Here is a 17,556-nt window from a genome sequence, read left to right on the forward strand (position 1 = left end):
ATTAGCCTCGCTGGCATTGCTGTATCCTTTCCGGCCACCTCGATACGATCGACCGTCGCTTCTTCAATCAGGAATTCAGAATGGTTGACGCCAAAAGCTCCCGCCCGTTGCGATCCTCGATCGTCGCTTCGGCGCATCTCGCCGAGCAGTCCCAGGAGCTGTCCGAGCTCGAGTACGGCATCATCGTCGCCAGCGCCGCGCTGATGCGCTGGATGGAGCGCTGCATGCAGGCCTGCGGTACGGTGGAAATGAACGCGCTGGACGTCATGGTGCTGCACAACCTCACCAGCCGCGGCCGCGCCAAGCGACAGGCGGACATCTGCCTGCTGCTCAATGTGGAAGACACGCACACCGTGACCTATGCGCTGAAGAAGCTGAGCAAGCTGGGCCTGGTGGAAGGTGCCAAGCAGGGCAAGGAAATGTTCTATCGCACCACCGAAAAGGGCCGCGCGCTCTGTCAGGAGTACGCCGATATCCGCCGTGAATGCCTGATCGCTTCGTTCGAGAACCTCAATATCGATCCCGATGAGATCCACCGCCTGGCCGGCATGCTGCGCGCCATGTCGGGCCTGTACGACCAGGCGGCACGCGCCGCCACCTCCCTGTAAACGACCTGCATCGAGCCCAAAATTCCATGCGTATCGAACCCCGCCCCCTGCCCGAGCAGCTGCCCGACCTTGGCGAACTGCCGCCGCTGCTGCAGCGCCTCTACGCGGCCCGTGGCGTGACCTGCGCAGAGGAGCTGGACAAGGGGCTGGCGCGGTTGATTCCTTATAAGCAGCTCAAGGGCATCGATGCGGCGGTGGAGCTGCTGGTCGAGGCGCTGGAAAAGCGCCAGCGCATCCTGTTCGTCGGCGATTTCGATGCCGATGGCGCCACGGCCAGCACCGTAGGTGTACTTGGTCTGCGTCAGCTGGGGGCGGCGCATGTCGATTACCTGGTGCCCAATCGCTTCGAATATGGCTATGGCCTGACCCCGGAAATCGTTGCGGTCGCCTTGCAGCGCGAGCCCGATCTGCTGGTGACGGTGGACAACGGCATCTCCAGTGTCGACGGCGTGGCGGCCGCCAAGGCCGCAGGGCTCAAGGTGCTGGTCACGGACCATCACCTGCCGGGTCACGAACTGCCGGCGGCGGATGCCATCGTCAATCCCAACCAGCCTGAGTGTGCCTTTCCGAGCAAGTGCATCGCCGGGGTCGGGGTCATCTTCTATGTGCTGCTGGCGTTGCGCGCGCGTCTGCGTGAGCTGGACTGGTTCGTCCGGCAGGGCTGGGCCGAGCCGAACCTCGCCGAGCTGCTCGACTTGGTAGCGCTGGGCAGCGTCGCCGACGTGGTGCCGCTGGATGCCAACAACCGCATCCTGGTGCATCAGGGTTTGGCGCGGATTCGCGCCGGGCGGGCGAGGGCAGGGCTGCGGGCAATTCTCGAGGTGGCCAGGCGCGATCATCGACGCATCACCTCCACCGATCTGGGCTTCATTCTCGGACCGCGACTCAACGCGGCCGGGCGGCTGGACGACATGTCGCTGGGCATCGAATGCCTGCTCTGCGAGGACGAGGCGCTGGCGCGCGATATGGCGGTCCAGCTCGATGAGCTGAACAAGGACCGCAAGAGCATCGAGCAGGGCATGCAGCGCGAGGCGCTGGCGCAGCTCAAGGATCTGCCCCTGGAAGACCTGCCGTTCGGCCTGTGCCTGTTCGAGGCGGACTGGCACCAGGGCGTGATCGGCATCCTCGCCTCGCGCCTGAAGGAGCGCTACCACCGCCCGACCATCGCCTTCGCCGATGCTGGCGATGGGCTGCTCAAGGGCTCGGCGCGCTCGGTGCCGGGCTTTCATATCCGCGATGCGCTGGATGCGGTTGCCGCCAAGCATCCCGGCCTGATCAGCAAGTTCGGCGGGCACGCCATGGCGGCCGGGCTTTCGCTGCCGCAAGCCAACTTCGGCGCTTTCGCCGCCGCCTTCGATGCCGAAGTGCGTCGCCAGCTGTGCGAGGACGATCTCACCGGCCGGTTGCTCACCGACGGCCAGCTCAGCGTTGAAGAGTTTCATCTGGAGCTGGCGCGTGCCCTGCGCAACGCCGGGCCCTGGGGCCAGCATTTTCCCGAGCCGATGTTCCATGGGGTGTTCCAGCTGGTGCAGCAGCGTATCGTCGGCGAGCGCCATTTGAAGCTGGTGCTGAAGAGCGAATGCGGCTCGCTGACCCTCGATGGCATCGCCTTCAACGTGGACCGCGAAATCTGGCCGAATCCGACGGTGCGCTGGGCGGAGCTGGCCTACAAGCTGGACGTCAACGAGTATCGCGGCCAGGAAAGCGTGCAGCTGATGGTGGCGCATATCGCTCCGCGCTGACCGCAGCATGCCGGCCGACGATAGGCCGGCTGAATCCAGCGGCATTCCCCGTCAAGACGTCTGATTGTTGCCCATGGCCGTGGCGCCTAGAGTGGCTGGACAACAACAGCGCCATGCGGGAATCCGAAATGAGCGACATCAGCGTCCATCACCGTGCCTGTCACCTGTGCGAAGCCATCTGCGGCTTGACCATCCAGACCGAAGGCGAGCGCATCCTTTCGATCAAGGGCGACCCCCTCGACAGCTTCAGCCGCGGCCATATCTGTCCCAAGGCTGTCGCCCTGCAGGACATCCAGAACGACCCCGATCGCCTGCGCCACCCGATGCGCCGTTGCGGCGATGAGTGGCAGGCGATTAGCTGGGACGAGGCTTACGAACTGGTTGCCGATCGCCTGGCCGACATCCGCGAGCGCCACGGCGGCAATGCCGTGGCCATCTACCAGGGCAACCCGAGTGTGCACAACTACGGGCTGATGACCCACAGCAACTACTTCCTTGGGCTGCTGAAGACGCGCAATCGCTTTTCCGCGACCTCGGTCGACCAGCTGCCCCATCACCTGACCAGCCATCTGATGTACGGCCACGGCCTGTTGCTGCCGGTGCCGGACATCGATCACACCGATTTCATGCTGATCCTCGGCGGCAATCCGTTGGCGTCCAACGGCAGCATCATGACCGTGCCTGACGTGGAAAAGCGGCTGAAAGCGATCCGCGCCCGCGGCGGCAAGCTGGTGGTGGTCGACCCGCGCCGCAGCGAGACTGCGGCCATCGCCGACCAGCACCTGTTCGTGCGGCCGGGACAAGACGCGGCGCTGCTGTTTGGCCTGCTCAATACCCTGTTCGAGGAAGGCCTGACGCGCGCCAGCGAGCTCCCGCTGGACGGCATCGAGGAGGTGCGCACGGCGATCGCCAAGTTTACCGCCGAGGCGATGAGCGCTCGTTGCGGGGTTCCGGCCGAGCAGATCCGCCAGCTGGCGCGGGATTTCGCGGCGGCGGACAAGGCGGTCTGCTACGGGCGCATGGGCGTCTCGACCCAGGCCTTCGGCACGCTCTGCCAGTGGCTGGTGCAGCTGATCAACCTGGTCACCGGCAACCTCGATCGAGCCGGCGGCGCGCTGTGTACTGAGCCTGCGGTGGATCTGGTGGAAACCACCTCCGGCGGCCATTTCGCCGCCTGGCGCAGCCGGGTCTCGCAACTGCCGGAGTACGGCGGCGAACTGCCGGTCGCGGCACTGGCCGAAGAGATGCTCGAGCCCGGGGAAGGGCAGGTGCGTGCCCTGATCACCGTGGCTGGCAACCCGGTGCTCTCCACACCCAACGGGCGCAAGCTGGAGCAGGCGCTGGATGGCCTGGAGTTCATGCTCAGCGTGGACTTCTACATCAACGAAACCACTCGCTATGCCGACGTGATCCTGCCGCCGACCGCGCCGCTGGAGCACGACCATTACGACGCCACCTTCAACCTGCTGGCGGTGCGTAACGTCACCCGCTTCAACCAGCCGGTGCTGCCCAAGCCAGAGGGTGCGCTGCACGACTGGGAAATCTTCATCGGGCTGGCCAAGGCCTACGCAGCGCGGGTGGGCGTCGAGCTGAAGCCCACCATGCCGCCGCAGCAGATGATGGACCTGGCGCTGCGCCATGGGCCGTACGGTGACAAGTCCGAGCGCAAGCTGAGCCTGGCAGCGCTGGAGGATTATCCCCACGGGCTGGATCTCGGGCCGCTCACGCCAAACTTGGCGCGGCGCCTGAAAACGCCGAACCAGCGCATCCAGGCCGCGCCGACACTGATGCTGGACGATCTGCAGCGCTTCGCCGCCGAGCCGCAGACCAAGAGCGACGAGCTGCTGCTGATCGGTCGCCGGCATGTACGCAGCAACAATTCCTGGATGCACAACTACCAGCGCCTGGTGAAGGGTAAGCCGCGTCATCAGCTGCTGATGCACCCTGCGGACATGGCTGCTCGGACTTTGCAGGATGGCCAGCGTGTGCGTGTGCATTCGCGGGTCGGGGTGGTCGAGGTAGAGGCGCTGGCCAGCGAGGAGATGATGCCCGGCGTGGTCAGCCTGCCGCATGGCTGGGGCCACGCCCGTCCTGGCGTGCAAATGGATATCGCCCGGCAGCAACCGGGCGCCAGCAGTAACGACCTGACCGACGAGCGCCAGTTGGATGTATCCGGCAATGCCGCGCTCAACGGTGTGCCGGTGCAGGTCAGCGCTGCCTGAGGCGGACAGTTCCACCGATGTCGGGCTGGGCATGAGCGGCGAAACGGTCTCTACTGACGGGTGTCAAATCCGCATTCCCGACAGTAGAGGCCGACATGTCCCAGCTTTTCCAGCCGCTTACCCTGCGCCAGCTCAAACTGCCCAACCGGATTGCCGTATCGCCCATGTGCCAGTACTCGGCGAAGGCCGGGATGGCCAACGACTGGCATCTGGTGCATCTGGGCAGTCGGGCCGTCGGTGGCGCCGGGCTGGTGATCATCGAAGCGACGGCGATCAGCCCCGAGGGGCGTATTTCGCCGGACGACCTCGGCATCTGGTCCGATGAGCATGTCGAGCCATTGCGGCGGATCACCCGCTTCATCGAGGCGCAGGGCGCATTCGCCGGCGTGCAGCTGGCCCATGCCGGGCGCAAGGCGAGCACCTGGCGGCCCTGGCTCGGCAAGCACGGCAGCGTGCCGATCGCCGCTGGGGGCTGGACCCCGGTCGGTCCTTCGACCATTGCTTTCTCGCCTGAACATGCCGTGCCGACGGCGCTGGACGACGCCGGCATCGCGGGCGTCGTGCAGGCCTTCGTCGAGGCGGCCGAGCGCTCATTGGCGGCCGGCTTCAAGGTGGCTGAGGTACATGCGGCCCACGGCTACCTGCTGCATCAGTTCCTTTCGCCCTTGTCCAACCAGCGGCAGGATCGTTATGGCGGCTCGTTCGACAACCGTATCCGCTTGCTGCTGGAGGTTACGGCAGCCGTTCGTCAGATCTGGCCCGAGGAATTGCCGCTGTTCGTCCGTCTTTCGGCGACCGACTGGGTCGATGACGGCTGGAACGCAGACGAAACGGTCGAGCTTGCACGGCGGCTCAGGGAAATTGGCGTCGACCTGATCGATGTGTCGTCGGGCGGCACCGCGGCCAACGCCGATATTCCAGTCGGGCCGGGCTACCAGACCCAGTTCGCCGAGCGCGTGCGCAAGGAGGCGGGCATCGCCACCGGCACGGTTGGCATGATTACCGAGGCGGTGCAGGCCGAGCACATCCTGCGCACCGGCCAGGCCGATCTGATTCTGCTCGCCCGCGAACTGCTGCGCGATCCCTACTGGCCACTGCATGCCGCCGAGGACCTGCGCGACGGTTCCGTGGCCTGGCCGGCGCAATACGTGCGCGCCGCCCATCGCGACACGCCGATTCGGCAGGTGCCCGAATCGTTCGACTAGCAATCCTTTACGTCATTCACGCGGAGAATCCGATGAAAACCAGTGGCCTTCTCGATCAACTGCTCAAGTCCGGGCAGGACCTGTTGCAGAAGCAGCAATCCGGCATGGGCGGCAAACCCGGCGGTGGTGGTTTGAGCGACCTGCTCTCCGGTGTCGGTGGCGGTTCGCTCGGCAAGGTGCTTTCCGGCAGTGGCAACAGCGCGCTGGCCGCCGGTGCCATGGGCCTGCTGCTGGGCAACCGCAAGGTGCGCAAGATGGGCGGCAAGGCGGTGACCTATGGCGGTTTGGCGGCGCTTGGCGTGCTGGCCTACAAGGCCTACAGCAACTGGCAGGCGCAGCAGGGCGGGACGCAGCAGCAGACGCCACAGACAATCGATCGCCTGCCGCCGGCAGAGGTCGAGGTGCACAGTCAGGGCATTCTCAAGGCACTGGTGGCAGCGGCCAAGGCCGACGGCCATGTCGATGCCCGTGAGCGCCAGCTGATCGAGGCAGAGCTGGGCAAATTGGCCGATGCTGATCTGCAGCACTGGCTGGAGGCTGAGCTGAACAAGCCGCTGGACCCGGCCGATGTGGCCAGTAGCGCCAGTACGCCGGAGCTGGCTGCGGAGATGTACCTGGCCAGCGTGCTGATGGTCGACGAGGAGCATTTCATGGAGCGCGCCTACCTCGACGAACTGGCGCGCTGCCTGCAACTCGACCCAGACCTCAAAGCCGAACTGGAAAGCCAGGTACGCGGCGTGAGCGCCTGATCAAGCATTACGAGTGCAAATCCGTTTTTCTGACCGTCCGCCGGCACGCCTGGCGGGCTGTCAGCACGGGTTGGCTGAGTTATAATCGCCGGCTTTTGCACCGTCCGATTGAGAGCTGCCTACCTATGGAAATCAACCCGATCCTTAACAGCATCAAGGACCTGTCCGAGCGCACCCTGTCAATTCGGGGGTATCTTTGACTACGATCAGAAGCATGATCGTCTCGTCGAAGTAAACCGCGAACTCGAAGACCCCAACGTCTGGAACAAGCCCGAATACGCCCAGAGCCTGGGCCGTGAACGCGCCACCCTGGCGCAGATTGTCGAAACCATCGACGATCTGACCGGTAGCCTGGCCGATTCGCGCGACCTGCTCGACATGGCCGCCGAAGAAAACGACGAAGGCGCGGTGAGCGATATCGTGGCCGAAGTCGAGCGCCTGCGCGAAATTCTCGAGAAGCTCGAGTTCCGCCGCATGTTCAGCCATGAGATGGACCCCAACAACTGCTACCTCGATATCCAGGCTGGCTCCGGCGGTACCGAGGCCCAGGACTGGGCCAACATCCTGCTGCGTATGTACCTGCGCTGGGCCGACAAGCGCGGTTTCACTGCCGAGATCGTCGAGCTGTCCGAGGGCGAAGTTGCCGGCATCAAGGGTGCCACGGTGCACATCAAGGGCGAATACGCCTTCGGCTGGCTGCGCACCGAGATCGGCGTGCACCGCCTGGTGCGCAAGAGCCCGTTCGACTCCGGCGCCCGTCGCCACACCTCGTTCTCAGCGGTATTCGTATCGCCCGAGATCGACGACAAGGTGGAGATCGAGATCAACCCGGCCGACCTGCGCATCGACACCTACCGTTCCTCCGGCGCTGGTGGTCAGCACGTCAACACCACCGATTCGGCCGTGCGTATCACCCACGTGCCGACCAATACCGTGGTGGCCTGCCAGAACGAACGTTCCCAGCACGCCAACAAGGACACCGCCATGAAGATGCTGCGGGCCCGGTTGTACGAGCAGGAAATGCAGAAGCGCAATGCGGCGTCCCAGGCGCTGGAAGACACCAAGTCCGATATCGGCTGGGGCCATCAGATCCGCTCGTATGTGCTTGATGACTCGCGCATCAAGGATCTGCGTACCGGTGTGGAGCGCAGCGATTGCCAGAAGGTGCTCGACGGCGACCTCGACGGGTACCTCGAAGCCAGCCTGAAACAGGGGCTCTGAGAGCAGCTGCAAGCCTCAAGCCGCAAGCACCCCCATTGAAACGATTTGACCGGGACGACCCGCAATGAGCGAACAACCGCTGAACCAGCACGCCATCCAAGAGGAAGAAAACAAGCTGATCGCCCAGCGCAAGGAAAAGCTTGCTGCCGTGCGCGAGCAGGGCAATGCCTTCCCCAATGACTTCCGTCGCGACAGCTATGCAGGCGACCTGCAGAAACAGTACGCCGAGAAGACCAAGGAGGAGCTGGAGGCGGCGGCCATTCCGGTCAAGGTCGCCGGGCGCATCATGCTCAACCGCGGGCCGTTCATGGTGCTGCAGGATATGAGCGGGCGCATCCAGGTCTATGTCGATCGCAAGACGCTGCCGGCCGAGCAGGTCGAGGCGGTCAAGCACTTCGACCTGGGCGACATCATTGCCGCCGAGGGCACACTGGCGCGCTCCGGCAAGGGCGACCTGTACGTCTACATGAACAGCGTGCGTCTGCTGACCAAGTCGCTGCGTCCGCTGCCGGACAAGTTCCACGGCCTGACCGACACCGAGCAGCGCTATCGCCAGCGCTACGTCGATCTGATGGTCAATGAGGAAGTCCGCGAAACATTCCGCGTGCGCTCCCAGGTCATCTCGCATATCCGCAAATTTCTCGCCGAGCGTGACTTCCTCGAAGTCGAAACGCCGATGCTGCAGACCATCCCCGGCGGCGCCGCGGCCAAGCCGTTCGAGACGCACCACAATGCGCTGGACATGCCGATGTTCCTGCGTATCGCGCCGGAGCTGTACTTGAAGCGTCTGGTAGTGGGCGGCTTCGAGCGCGTGTTCGAGATCAACCGCAACTTCCGTAACGAAGGCGTCTCGACCCGGCACAACCCCGAGTTCACCATGCTCGAGTTCTACCAGGCCTACGCCGACTACGAGGACAACATGGACCTCACCGAGGAGCTGTTCCGCGAGCTGGCCCAGGCCGTGCTCGGCAGCACCGACGTGCCCTATGGCGACAAGGTCTTCCACTTCGGCGAGCCGTTCGCGCGGCTGTCTGTGTTCGACTCGATCCTCAAGTACAACCCGGAAATCTCCGCGGATGACCTGAACGACGTCGAGAAGGCTCGTGCCATCGCCAAGAAGGCCGGCGCCAAGCTGCTCGGCCACGAAGGGCTGGGCAAGCTGCAGGTGATGATTTTCGAGGAGCTGGTCGAGCACAAGCTGGAGCAGCCGCATTTCATCACCGAGTACCCGTTCGAGGTTTCGCCGCTGGCGCGCCGCAACGACCGCAACCCCAATGTTACCGATCGCTTCGAGCTGTTCATCGGTGGTCGTGAAATCGCCAACGCCTATTCCGAGCTCAACGACGCCGAGGATCAGGCCGAGCGCTTCCATGCCCAGGTAGCGGACAAGGATGCCGGCGATGACGAAGCCATGCACTTCGACGCCGACTTCGTTCGTGCACTGGAATACGGCATGCCGCCGACTGCCGGCGAGGGCATCGGTATCGACCGCCTGGTGATGCTGCTGACCAACTCGCCGTCGATCCGCGACGTGATCCTCTTCCCGCACATGCGACCGGAAGTCTGATCCACTGACTGCGAAGGTCACCAACCCGCAGTGTGCTGGCGCAGGCATCTGCGGGTATAACCTCAACGGTACGGATCATCCGTGAAGAGGTAGTGATGAACACCCGTAACAACCTGGACGAATACCAGAGCATCGTGCGTGCGCTCTCCGACCGCATCGTCGAGGCGCAAACCCCGGTGCGCGTGCTGGACGCGGTCAAGTGGGACGAGAGTACCCGCCAGGGTTTTTTCGCCGCCAAGGGCCGTGAGCTGCCGAAGATCGATCGCGGCTACTACGAGGGTCGGCCACTGGCCTTCGATTCCAGCGCGAAGAAGCAGGAATTCCAGGACATCGAGCGCGACATTACCCGTCAGCTCGGCCAGTTCAACCCGGTCGGGCAGATCATGCGGCGCATGTGCAAGGAATACCGCATGGTCATCCGCATGCTCGAAGCGCGGGGCACGCCGGACTTCGGCATGATCTCCCAGGAGCTCTACGGCGCGGCATCCGATGCCTTCCACGCGGGCGATCCAACCCTGGCCGACCTCGGCCTGATGCTCTCCGACTACCTGAACAACATCGCTGATCGCGGCGACCTGCGTGACGAGCCGAAGAATCTAACCGCGCCGCAGGCCGTCGAGCTGCTGCAGAAGCGGTTGGATGTGGTGTTCGGCGAAGGCGAGGGCGTGATCCGTGTCTTCGAATCCGACGGCATCCTCGCCGATGCCGCGGCTGGCGCCGACTACATCAAGATCCGCAGCGATGCGCTGTTCAACGAGCGTGATGTGCGCGCGCTGGAAGTGCACGAAGGGCTGGTGCATGTCGGCACCACACTCAACGGGCAGAACCAGCCGATCTGCACCTTCCTCGCCAAGGGGCCGCCGTCTTCCACGGTGACTCAGGAAGGTCTGGCAATCCTGATGGAGGTGATCGCCTTCGCCTCCTACCCGACGCGCCTGCGCAAGCTGACCAACCGCACCCGCGCCATTCACATGGCCGAGGAGGGGGCCGACTTTCTCGACGTGTTCGCCTTCTTCCGCGAGCAGGGCTATGGCGACGACGAGAGCTACAGCAACGCCAGCCGCGTGTTCCGTGGCTCGACGCCGGATGGCTTGCCCTTCACCAAGGACCTGTCCTATCTGAAGGGCTTCATCATGATCTACAACTACATCCAGCTCGCCGTGCGCAAGGGCCAGCTCGAGCAGATCCCGTTGCTGTTCTGCGGCAAGACCACGCTGGAGGACATGCGCACGCTGCGCCAGCTGGTGGACGAAGGCATGGTGGTGCCGCCCAAGTACCTGCCGCAGCAGTTCCAGGATCTCAACGCACTATCGGCCTGGATGTGTTTCTCGAACTTCCTCAATCACCTGAGTCTGGATCGTATCGAAGCCGACTACGCCAACATTCTCTGATCCCGAACAACCGGATACACCTCACGCAAGGAAGCGTAACGACATGGAAAACCCCGTCTTTGCCCGTCGGTCCAGCCCGCTGGACCGCACCCTCTCGGCTGGCGCCTACAACCTCGTCATTGGCCTGACCCTTTGCTGGGGCTTCTGGGTCAACTGGTGGATGGTGGGCAACATCCCCGTCGAGTCCATTCGCAGCATCCATCCCTGGTTGTTCGTTGGCGGCTACTTCGCCAGCTGCCTGACCGGTGCCTGGCTGTTCCATCGCTCGAACAAGCCCTGGGTGAGCTTCCTTGGTTACAACCTGGTGGTGGTGCCGTTCGGGTTGGTCGTCAACCTGGTAGTCAGCCGCTACGACAGCGCGCTGGTGCATGAGGCGATCCGCATCACCGCGCTGGTAACCCTGGGCATGATGTTGCTGGGCACGCTGTTTCCGAGGTTCTTTGCCAGCATTGCCGGTGCGCTCACAGTGGCGCTGCTGCTGGTGATCGTCGTCGAGCTGGTCGAGCTGTTCATCCTCGGCATCCACCATGGCGTGATCGACTGGATCGTCGTGCTGATCTTCTGCGGATATGTCGGCGTCGACTGGGGGCGGGCTAACCAGATTCCCAAGACGCTGGACAACGCCATCGACAGTGCGGCCGCGCTCTATATGGACATCATCAACCTGTTCCTGCGTATCCTGCGCATTCTCGGGCGCAAGTAGGCAGGGGCAGCCAAGCCGCTCGCGCCGCGCTGCAATCACAGGATCAGGAGCTCGCCGTGGCCAGTCACGAACTCGAATACGAAATTCTCGGGCAGTCCGCGCAGAGCGTGGAAATCATCCTCGATCCCGGCGAGACGGTGATCGCCGAGGCCGGCGCGATGAACTACATGACCGATGCCGTGCGCTTCGAGGCACGCATGGGCGATGGCTCGGCGAGCGGTGTGCTCGGCAAGCTGTGGGGCATGGGCAAGCGGATGATCACCGGCGAGTCGCTGTTCCTCACCCATTTCACCAATCAGGGCAAGGGACAGGCACGGGTTGCCTTCGCAGCGCCGTATCCGGGTACGGTGGTGCCGGTAGACCTTGCGGCGCTGGGTGGTCAATTGATCTGCCAGAAGGACGCTTTTCTCTGTGCGGCCTATGGCACGCGGATCGGCATCAGCTTCAGCAAGCGTATCGGTGCCGGCTTCTTCGGCGGCGAGGGCTTCATTCTGCAGCGCCTGGATGGCGACGGGCTGGCCTTCGTTCACGCCGGCGGTACGGTGATCCGCAAGGAGCTGAACAACGAAACCCTGCGCCTGGATACGGGTTGTCTGGTGGCTTTCACGCCGGGCATCGACTACGACATCCAGCTGGCTGGTGGGCTGCGCAGCATGCTGTTCGGTGGTGAAGGGCTGCTGCTGACTACGCTCAAGGGCACCGGCAGCGTCTGGATCCAGAGCTTGCCGTTCTCGCGGTTGGCCGAGCGGGTCTATGAGGCCACCTATCAGGCGCGTGGCGAAACCCGTGCCGGCGGCAAATGAGCTGACGCCGGAGCACTCGAATTTGCCACAATGCGCGCTTTGGCCCGCTGAGATCGTCCATGTCCGAACGCAATCCCATTCCGCTGATCCTCACCGCCATCGGCAGCGTGGTCGGCACCGTCGCCGTGCTGACCTACTACGGCTATGTGCATATCGCCAAGCCTGAAGACGCACTGCTGTTGGCGGACTACACCATGCTCAAGACCGTTCCTGGCGAAGACTACCGGGTATCGCTGAAGCCGGCCTCGCAGGTGGCGCAGTGCATCGATGGCGTGCTGGTGCTGTTCGATACCGAGCAGAAGGGCCTGACCGGTGTGCTGGTGGACAACAAGAAGCGCGCCGTGCGCTGTATGGAAGAACAGGTTCCGGCGGGCCTGCTGCGCTGAGGGCTGGCTGCGCCGCGACCTGAAACGAAAACGCTCCCGACGCGAGTTATGGCGTCGGGAGCGTTCGTTCAGCCGGTACTGTGCTGGATCAGCGCATCGACGAGCGAGGTGCCACCGGCTTGTTGTCGTCGGAGATCGTCACTTCCACGCGACGATTCATGGCACGGCCGGCCGAGTCGCTGTTGCTTGCTACCGGGTATTCCTTGCCATAACCCTGCGACACGATGCGCTGTGGGTCGACGCCCATCTTCACCAGCGCGGCGCGCACCGAGTTGGCCCGGCGTTCCGAGAGGCGCTGATTGTATTCGGCGGAACCGGTGCTGTCGGTGTAGCCCTCGACGATCACCTTGCGCTCGGCGTTGTCGTTGAGGAAATCAGCCAGTTTCTGCACGCTGCGCATGCCACCCGGCTTAAGCTCGGCGCGGTCAAGATCGAACAGCACGTCACCGAAGGTCACCAGCGTACCGCGCTCGGTCTGCTTGGCCTGCATGTCTTCCTGGAGCTTGCGGATCTGAGCATCGCGGGCTTCCAGACGCGCTTCGGCGCGCTGGGCGGAGGCCTTGCCCAGATTATCTTCGGCAGCACGCAGAGCGATCGTCTGCTCGGCGAGTTCGATGCGACGCTTGGTCAGGTAGGCCAGCTGATCGACCGTTTCCCTGTCGGCATCGTTGAGATAGGCCTTGTTCGCCTTGTCCAGCATGTTGCTGGCGTCCTGGGTTTCCAGAGCGGCGACTTTGCTGGCTCGCGAGTCGCTTTGCAGTGCAGAGAAGCTGCTGCGGGCTTCTTCCAGGTTCTCGTTGGGCTGGTTGGCGCAGGCCACCAGGCCGATGCTCAGGGCCAACATGGTAGGTAGAGTTACGAGCTTGTGCATGACGAGTTCATCCTATGGCTATAAATGGAATGGCGGCTTGGCGAAATCAGCGAACGTTACGCATACCTTCTTCGCGTAGTTCCTGGATTCCCTGCTGCGCGTCGTCGACGGCTTTCTGAGCCTTGGCCGCTTCAGTCTTGCGTTCGGCGACACGGGCATCCCATTCGGCCTGTTCGGCCAGCTTGCGGGCTTCTTCGTAGTTTTCCTTCTGCATGGCCATTTCAGCCTGCTTCCACTTCTCCTGCGCGGCACGCATTTCGACCGCTGCGTACTCTGGGCCGCCGGCACTCACGGCGCTGCGCACCGCTGATTCAGTCACGGCGAACTGCTCGGTCGGCGGGTTGCCTGCACACGCCGTCAGCAGCAGGCCACCAAGGGCAATGGCTGCCAGCTTGGGTAGCTGAAATCTCGAAGCGTGGGTTGCGACAGCTTTGTTCATGGTCAGTCTCCAGTTCGAATGGCATACGGATAGCTACCGTCCCTGGCTGGGCAGTGCTGATTAGGTCACTACCGATGTCGGGACATATTTTTGTGAGGCCTGGCGGCGCCAATCGTTCAGTCCAAATTGCCGAGCTAGAGCGGCTGTCACGAAGGATGTCGGTACGGATGAGCAGCCGGGGACCTGCCGTACGGGAGGCTGGGAATGGTTACGCAGCGGTGGGGAGGCGAGGCGCCCAGGCAGGGCGCCGGCGCGGCAAGGGCTGTGCTTACCGCTCAGCTAGACGATGTGGGCGAGGCCTCTTCGTCGAGCATGCGCTTGAGGTGCTTGCGCGAAAGCTCGAGGAAACGAGGGGTGGGGCCGACGTCCTCGTAGACCGGATCACCCTGTTCGTCAGTGGCGATCACCTGCGTGCCGCGCACGTAGGGCAGGCTGGTTTCAACGGCTTCAAGTGCCGCGCCGACCAGTTCGCCGAGCAGCGCCTCGGTACTGCGCTTGGGGTACATCTCGGCAAGCGCCGCAAGCCGCGCCGCGCTTTCGACGTCCAGCGGAATGCTGTAAGTGGTCTGACTCATGTGGCCTTTGGCGTCCCGTTCCCAATGGCTGACAAGCTCGGAAATTCTCATGATTACTCCTTTGCCCGCGCTTACGAGCGGTAATGAAACGTAGCTTTCATGCCGCTGCCCAACGTTGCCAACACTGACGTCTTGTCATGGCCCGGCGTGGTGGGCACTCTGGTTGGAGATATTTTCAGCGTAGCCGTTCAGGATCGTTTTCCCAGCGGAGCGTCTGATGCAATGCGGCGCACCGGTCGCATAGTTCGGACGAGGCTCGCGAAACTCATTTGGCCGTATTGGCGGGAGGAGCAAGAAGGTCATGGCGAAAATCATCGATGCACGCCTGCGCGACAACGTACACCTGCTCGGCGAATTGCTCGGCAACACCATCCGTGCGCAGCATGGCGACCAGTTTTTCGACAAGATCGAACGCATCCGCAAGGGTGCCAAGGCGGCACGCAAAGGGTCGGCCGATGGGGCCAAGCTGCTGGCCGAGACGCTGGACAGCCTGGATGAGAACGAACTGCTGCCGATGACTCGGGCGTTCAACCAGTTCCTCAATCTGGCCAATATCGCCGAGCAGTACCATCAGGTACGCCGCCGCAAGGCAGGTGAGCCTGCACCCTTCGAGACAGGCGTTTTTGCCGATCTTATCGAGCGCCTCAAAGCAGCTGGGCACGGCGACGAGTTCATTGCGCGACAGGTCAGTCGTCTGGAGATCGAGCTGGTACTGACCGCGCATCCCACCGAGGTGTCACGCCGCACGCTGATCCAGAAGTATGACGCGATCGCCGAACAGCTGGCGGCACGCGACCACACCGACCTTTCCGAAGACGAGCAGGCGAAGATCGCCTTGCAGTTGCAGCGCCTGATCGCCGAGGTCTGGCACACCGAGGAAATTCGTCGTAACCGGCCGACCCCGGTGGAAGAAGCCCGTTGGGGCTTCGCTGCGATCGAAAATTCGCTGTGGAAGGCCATACCCAATGTGCTGCGCCAGGCCGATGCGACCCTCAGGCGTTCGACGGGGCTGCATCTACCGTTGGAGGCTGCGCCAATCCGCTTCGCTTCCTGGATGGGCGGTGACCGCGATGGCAACCCGAACGTGACCGCAATGGTGTCTCGCGAGGTGCTACTGACGGCACGCTGGATGGCTGCCGACCTTTACCTGCGCGAGATCGAAGGGCTGATCACCGCGTTGTCCATGCGCGAGGCCAGCGATGAACTGCTGCGGCAGAGCGGCGATTCGGCCGAGCCATATCGGGTACTGCTCAAACCGTTGCGGCAACGCTTGCGTGCGACCCGCGAATGGGCGCGCGCAGCTATCGAACATGGTCAGCCGGCACCGATCGAGGTGCTGCAGGATTGCGCCGAGCTGCGCCGGCCGCTGGAGCTCTGCTATCGCTCGCTGCATGCCTGTGGCATGGGCATGATCGCCGACGGCGCACTGCTCGACTGTCTGCGGCGCCTGGCAGTGTTCGGGCTGTTCCTGGTGCGTCTCGATATCCGCCAGGACGCCGCGCGCCATGCCGCCGCGCTCTCCGAGATTACCGATTACCTCGGCCTCGGCGATTATCAGCAGTGGGATGAACAGAAGCGCCTGGACTGGCTTCAGCATGAGCTGAGCAATCGCCGTCCGCTGTTGCCGGCGCACTATCACCCATCCGCCGATACCGCGGAGGTGTTGGCCACTTGTGCGGTGATCGCCGAAGCACCCGCGGCCTCGCTGGGCTCCTACGTCATCTCCATGGCGCATGCGGCGTCCGACGTACTCGCTGTGCAGCTGTTGCTCAAGGAAGCCGGCCTGCAGCGGCCAATGCGCGTGGTGCCGCTGTTCGAAACCCTGGATGACCTGAACCATGCCGCGCCGATCATCGATCGTCTGCTTGCCTTGCCAGGGTACCGCCAGCGTCTGCACGGGCCGCAGGAGGTGATGATCGGCTACTCGGACTCAGCGAAGGACGCCGGTACCACGGCCGCCGCCTGGGCCCAGTACCGTGCCCAGGAGCAGCTGGTGGAGGTTTGTCGGGAGCACGATGTCGAACTGCTGCTGTTCCATGGCCGTGGCGGCACCGTAGGGCGCGGCGGCGGTCCGGCGCATGCGGCAATCCTCTCGCAGCCGCCGGGTTCGGTGGCCGGGCGTTTCCGCACCACCGAACAGGGCGAGATGATCCGCTTCAAGTTCGGCTTGCCGGATATCGCCGAGCAGAACCTCAACCTCTATCTCGCGGCAGTGCTCGAAGCGACGCTGCTGCCACCGCCGATGCCCGAACCTGGCTGGCGCGAAACCATGGATCGCCTAGCCGCCGAGGGTGTGGCGGCCTATCGGGGGGTGGTGCGCGAGCATCCGCTGTTCGTCGACTACTTCCGCCAGGCGACACCGGAGCTCGAGCTCGGACGCCTGCCGTTGGGCAGCCGGCCGTCAAAACGCCGGGAGGGCGGGGTGGAAAGCTTGCGGGCCATACCCTGGATTTTCGCCTGGACCCAGACGCGACTGATGCTGCCCGCCTGGCTCGGCTGGGAACAGGCATTGCACAACGCGCTGCAGCGCGGGGAGGGCGATTGTCTGGCGGAGATGCGCGCGCGCTGGCCGTTCTTCACCACGCGCATCGACATGTTGGAAATGGTGCTGGCCAAGGCCGATGCCGATATCGCGCGGCGTTACGATGAGCGCCTGGTACAGCCGGAACTGCTTTCGCTCGGTAGCGATCTGCGTGACCGATTGTCGCAGGTGGTCGGTGCCGTACTCCGCGTGACCGGCCAGGTCGATCTGCTCGACCATAGCCCGAAGACCCAGGAGGCGTTCAGCCTGCGCAATACCTATCTCGATCCGTTGCACCTGCTGCAGATCGAACTGCTGGCCCGTTCCAGGCAGCAGCAGAACCCGGCGGAAAGCCCGCTCGAGCAGGCCTTGTTGGTCAGCGTGGCAGGTATCGCGGCAGGTTTGCGTAATACCGGTTGAGGCTGCGAGACGCACTGCCCGGCGGCGTCAGCTGGCGCCGCCGTTGGCTGCCAGTTGCGTCGAATCGTGACATTTATCAGGTTCGATAGACGTTTTCGGGACGGCTTGTGCGGTCCCGGTGCGCTGTGTATCG

At 63.7% G+C, this 17,556-nt stretch carries 15 protein-coding genes; 12 read left to right on the plus strand and 3 right to left on the minus strand.

What is annotated here, in order from left to right:
- Positions 1-80 precede the first annotated feature (80 nt).
- The 11 genes from BHD08_RS07035 (at position 81) to BHD08_RS07085 (ending at position 12,597) form a co-directional block, all read left to right on the plus strand.
- The gene (locus BHD08_RS07035; protein WP_015276401.1) at positions 81-608 is read left to right on the plus strand and encodes a winged helix DNA-binding protein; all 528 of its coding nucleotides are present in this window, start codon (positions 81-83) and stop codon (positions 606-608) included.
- 26 nt (positions 609-634) lie between these two features.
- Positions 635-2,350, plus strand: coding sequence for a single-stranded-DNA-specific exonuclease RecJ (recJ, locus tag BHD08_RS07040; RefSeq protein WP_125021286.1), 1,716 nt, complete (start codon positions 635-637; stop codon positions 2,348-2,350).
- A 128-nt stretch (positions 2,351-2,478) separates the two neighbouring features.
- The gene (locus BHD08_RS07045) at positions 2,479-4,572 is read left to right on the plus strand and encodes a molybdopterin oxidoreductase family protein (RefSeq protein WP_125021287.1); all 2,094 of its coding nucleotides are present in this window, start codon (positions 2,479-2,481) and stop codon (positions 4,570-4,572) included.
- Between the two features lie 95 nt (positions 4,573-4,667).
- On the plus strand, positions 4,668-5,777 hold the full coding sequence (locus tag BHD08_RS07050) for an NADH:flavin oxidoreductase/NADH oxidase (protein ID WP_125021288.1): 1,110 nt from the start codon (positions 4,668-4,670) through the stop codon (positions 5,775-5,777).
- Positions 5,778-5,809: 32 nt separating this feature from the next.
- Entirely contained in the window at positions 5,810-6,526 is a 717-nt protein-coding gene (locus BHD08_RS07055; RefSeq protein ID WP_015276405.1) for a tellurite resistance TerB family protein, read from the plus strand.
- Positions 6,527-6,651: 125 nt separating this feature from the next.
- Positions 6,652-7,747 (plus strand): peptide chain release factor 2 gene (gene prfB / locus BHD08_RS07060; protein WP_125021289.1). Its coding sequence is split into 2 segments (ribosomal slippage): positions 6,652-6,723 and positions 6,725-7,747, totalling 1,095 coding nucleotides; the frame shifts between segments, so codons are not numbered across the junction.
- Between the two features lie 64 nt (positions 7,748-7,811).
- Positions 7,812-9,314 carry a lysine--tRNA ligase gene (gene lysS / locus BHD08_RS07065; RefSeq protein ID WP_125021290.1) on the plus strand — a complete coding sequence of 501 codons (1,503 nt, stop codon included), beginning with the start codon at positions 7,812-7,814 and terminating at the stop codon, positions 9,312-9,314.
- Between the two features lie 95 nt (positions 9,315-9,409).
- Entirely contained in the window at positions 9,410-10,705 is a 1,296-nt protein-coding gene (locus tag BHD08_RS07070) for a flavohemoglobin expression-modulating QEGLA motif protein (RefSeq protein ID WP_125021291.1), read from the plus strand.
- 43 nt (positions 10,706-10,748) lie between these two features.
- Positions 10,749-11,408 (plus strand): Bax inhibitor-1 family protein, encoded by a 660-nt coding sequence (locus tag BHD08_RS07075; RefSeq protein WP_125021292.1) that lies wholly within the window; start codon positions 10,749-10,751, stop codon positions 11,406-11,408.
- A gap of 56 nt (positions 11,409-11,464) precedes the next feature.
- On the plus strand, positions 11,465-12,211 hold the full coding sequence (locus tag BHD08_RS07080) for a TIGR00266 family protein (protein ID WP_125021293.1): 747 nt from the start codon (positions 11,465-11,467) through the stop codon (positions 12,209-12,211).
- A 59-nt stretch (positions 12,212-12,270) separates the two neighbouring features.
- Complete coding sequence (locus BHD08_RS07085) at positions 12,271-12,597, plus strand: hypothetical protein (RefSeq protein WP_015276411.1); 327 nt, start codon at positions 12,271-12,273, stop codon at positions 12,595-12,597.
- An 88-nt stretch (positions 12,598-12,685) separates the two neighbouring features.
- Here BHD08_RS07085 and BHD08_RS07090 read toward each other — a convergent pair whose 3' ends face one another.
- The 3 genes from BHD08_RS07090 to BHD08_RS07100 form a co-directional block, all read right to left on the minus strand.
- Positions 12,686-13,468 carry an OmpA family protein gene (locus BHD08_RS07090; protein WP_015276412.1) on the minus strand — a complete coding sequence of 261 codons (783 nt, stop codon included), beginning with the start codon at positions 13,466-13,468 and terminating at the stop codon, positions 12,686-12,688.
- Positions 13,469-13,514: 46 nt separating this feature from the next.
- Entirely contained in the window at positions 13,515-13,907 is a 393-nt protein-coding gene (locus BHD08_RS07095) for a DUF4398 domain-containing protein (RefSeq protein WP_125021294.1), read from the minus strand.
- 275 nt (positions 13,908-14,182) lie between these two features.
- Entirely contained in the window at positions 14,183-14,533 is a 351-nt protein-coding gene (locus tag BHD08_RS07100) for a pilin assembly protein (protein WP_125021295.1), read from the minus strand.
- Between the two features lie 250 nt (positions 14,534-14,783).
- Between BHD08_RS07100 and ppc the strand changes: the two genes are divergently transcribed.
- On the plus strand, positions 14,784-17,423 hold the full coding sequence (gene ppc, locus BHD08_RS07105; RefSeq protein WP_015276415.1) for a phosphoenolpyruvate carboxylase: 2,640 nt from the start codon (positions 14,784-14,786) through the stop codon (positions 17,421-17,423).
- Positions 17,424-17,556: the final 133 nt, after the last annotated feature.

Origin of the sequence: Pseudomonas sp. SCT (assembly GCF_003864275.1) — a bacterium.
GTDB classification, from domain to species: Bacteria; Pseudomonadota; Gammaproteobacteria; order Pseudomonadales; family Pseudomonadaceae; genus Stutzerimonas; species Stutzerimonas stutzeri_AE.

Bases quoted from the DNA above. Each gene is read 5' to 3' on its own strand.
- BHD08_RS07035 (WP_015276401.1), top strand. From the start codon at position 81: ATGGTTGACGCCAAAAGCTCCCGCCCGTTGCGATCCTCGATCGTCGCT.
- recJ (WP_125021286.1), top strand. From the start codon at position 635: ATGCGTATCGAACCCCGCCCCCTGCCCGAGCAGCTGCCCGACCTTGGC.
- BHD08_RS07045 (WP_125021287.1), top strand. From the start codon at position 2,479: ATGAGCGACATCAGCGTCCATCACCGTGCCTGTCACCTGTGCGAAGCC.
- BHD08_RS07050 (WP_125021288.1), top strand. From the start codon at position 4,668: ATGTCCCAGCTTTTCCAGCCGCTTACCCTGCGCCAGCTCAAACTGCCC.
- BHD08_RS07055 (WP_015276405.1), top strand. From the start codon at position 5,810: ATGAAAACCAGTGGCCTTCTCGATCAACTGCTCAAGTCCGGGCAGGAC.
- lysS (WP_125021290.1), top strand. From the start codon at position 7,812: ATGAGCGAACAACCGCTGAACCAGCACGCCATCCAAGAGGAAGAAAAC.
- BHD08_RS07070 (WP_125021291.1), top strand. From the start codon at position 9,410: ATGAACACCCGTAACAACCTGGACGAATACCAGAGCATCGTGCGTGCG.
- BHD08_RS07075 (WP_125021292.1), top strand. From the start codon at position 10,749: ATGGAAAACCCCGTCTTTGCCCGTCGGTCCAGCCCGCTGGACCGCACC.
- BHD08_RS07085 (WP_015276411.1), top strand. From the start codon at position 12,271: ATGTCCGAACGCAATCCCATTCCGCTGATCCTCACCGCCATCGGCAGC.
- BHD08_RS07090 (WP_015276412.1), bottom strand. From the start codon at position 13,468: ATGCACAAGCTCGTAACTCTACCTACCATGTTGGCCCTGAGCATCGGC.
- BHD08_RS07095 (WP_125021294.1), bottom strand. From the start codon at position 13,907: ATGAACAAAGCTGTCGCAACCCACGCTTCGAGATTTCAGCTACCCAAG.
- BHD08_RS07100 (WP_125021295.1), bottom strand. From the start codon at position 14,533: ATGAGAATTTCCGAGCTTGTCAGCCATTGGGAACGGGACGCCAAAGGC.
- ppc (WP_015276415.1), top strand. From the start codon at position 14,784: ATGGCGAAAATCATCGATGCACGCCTGCGCGACAACGTACACCTGCTC.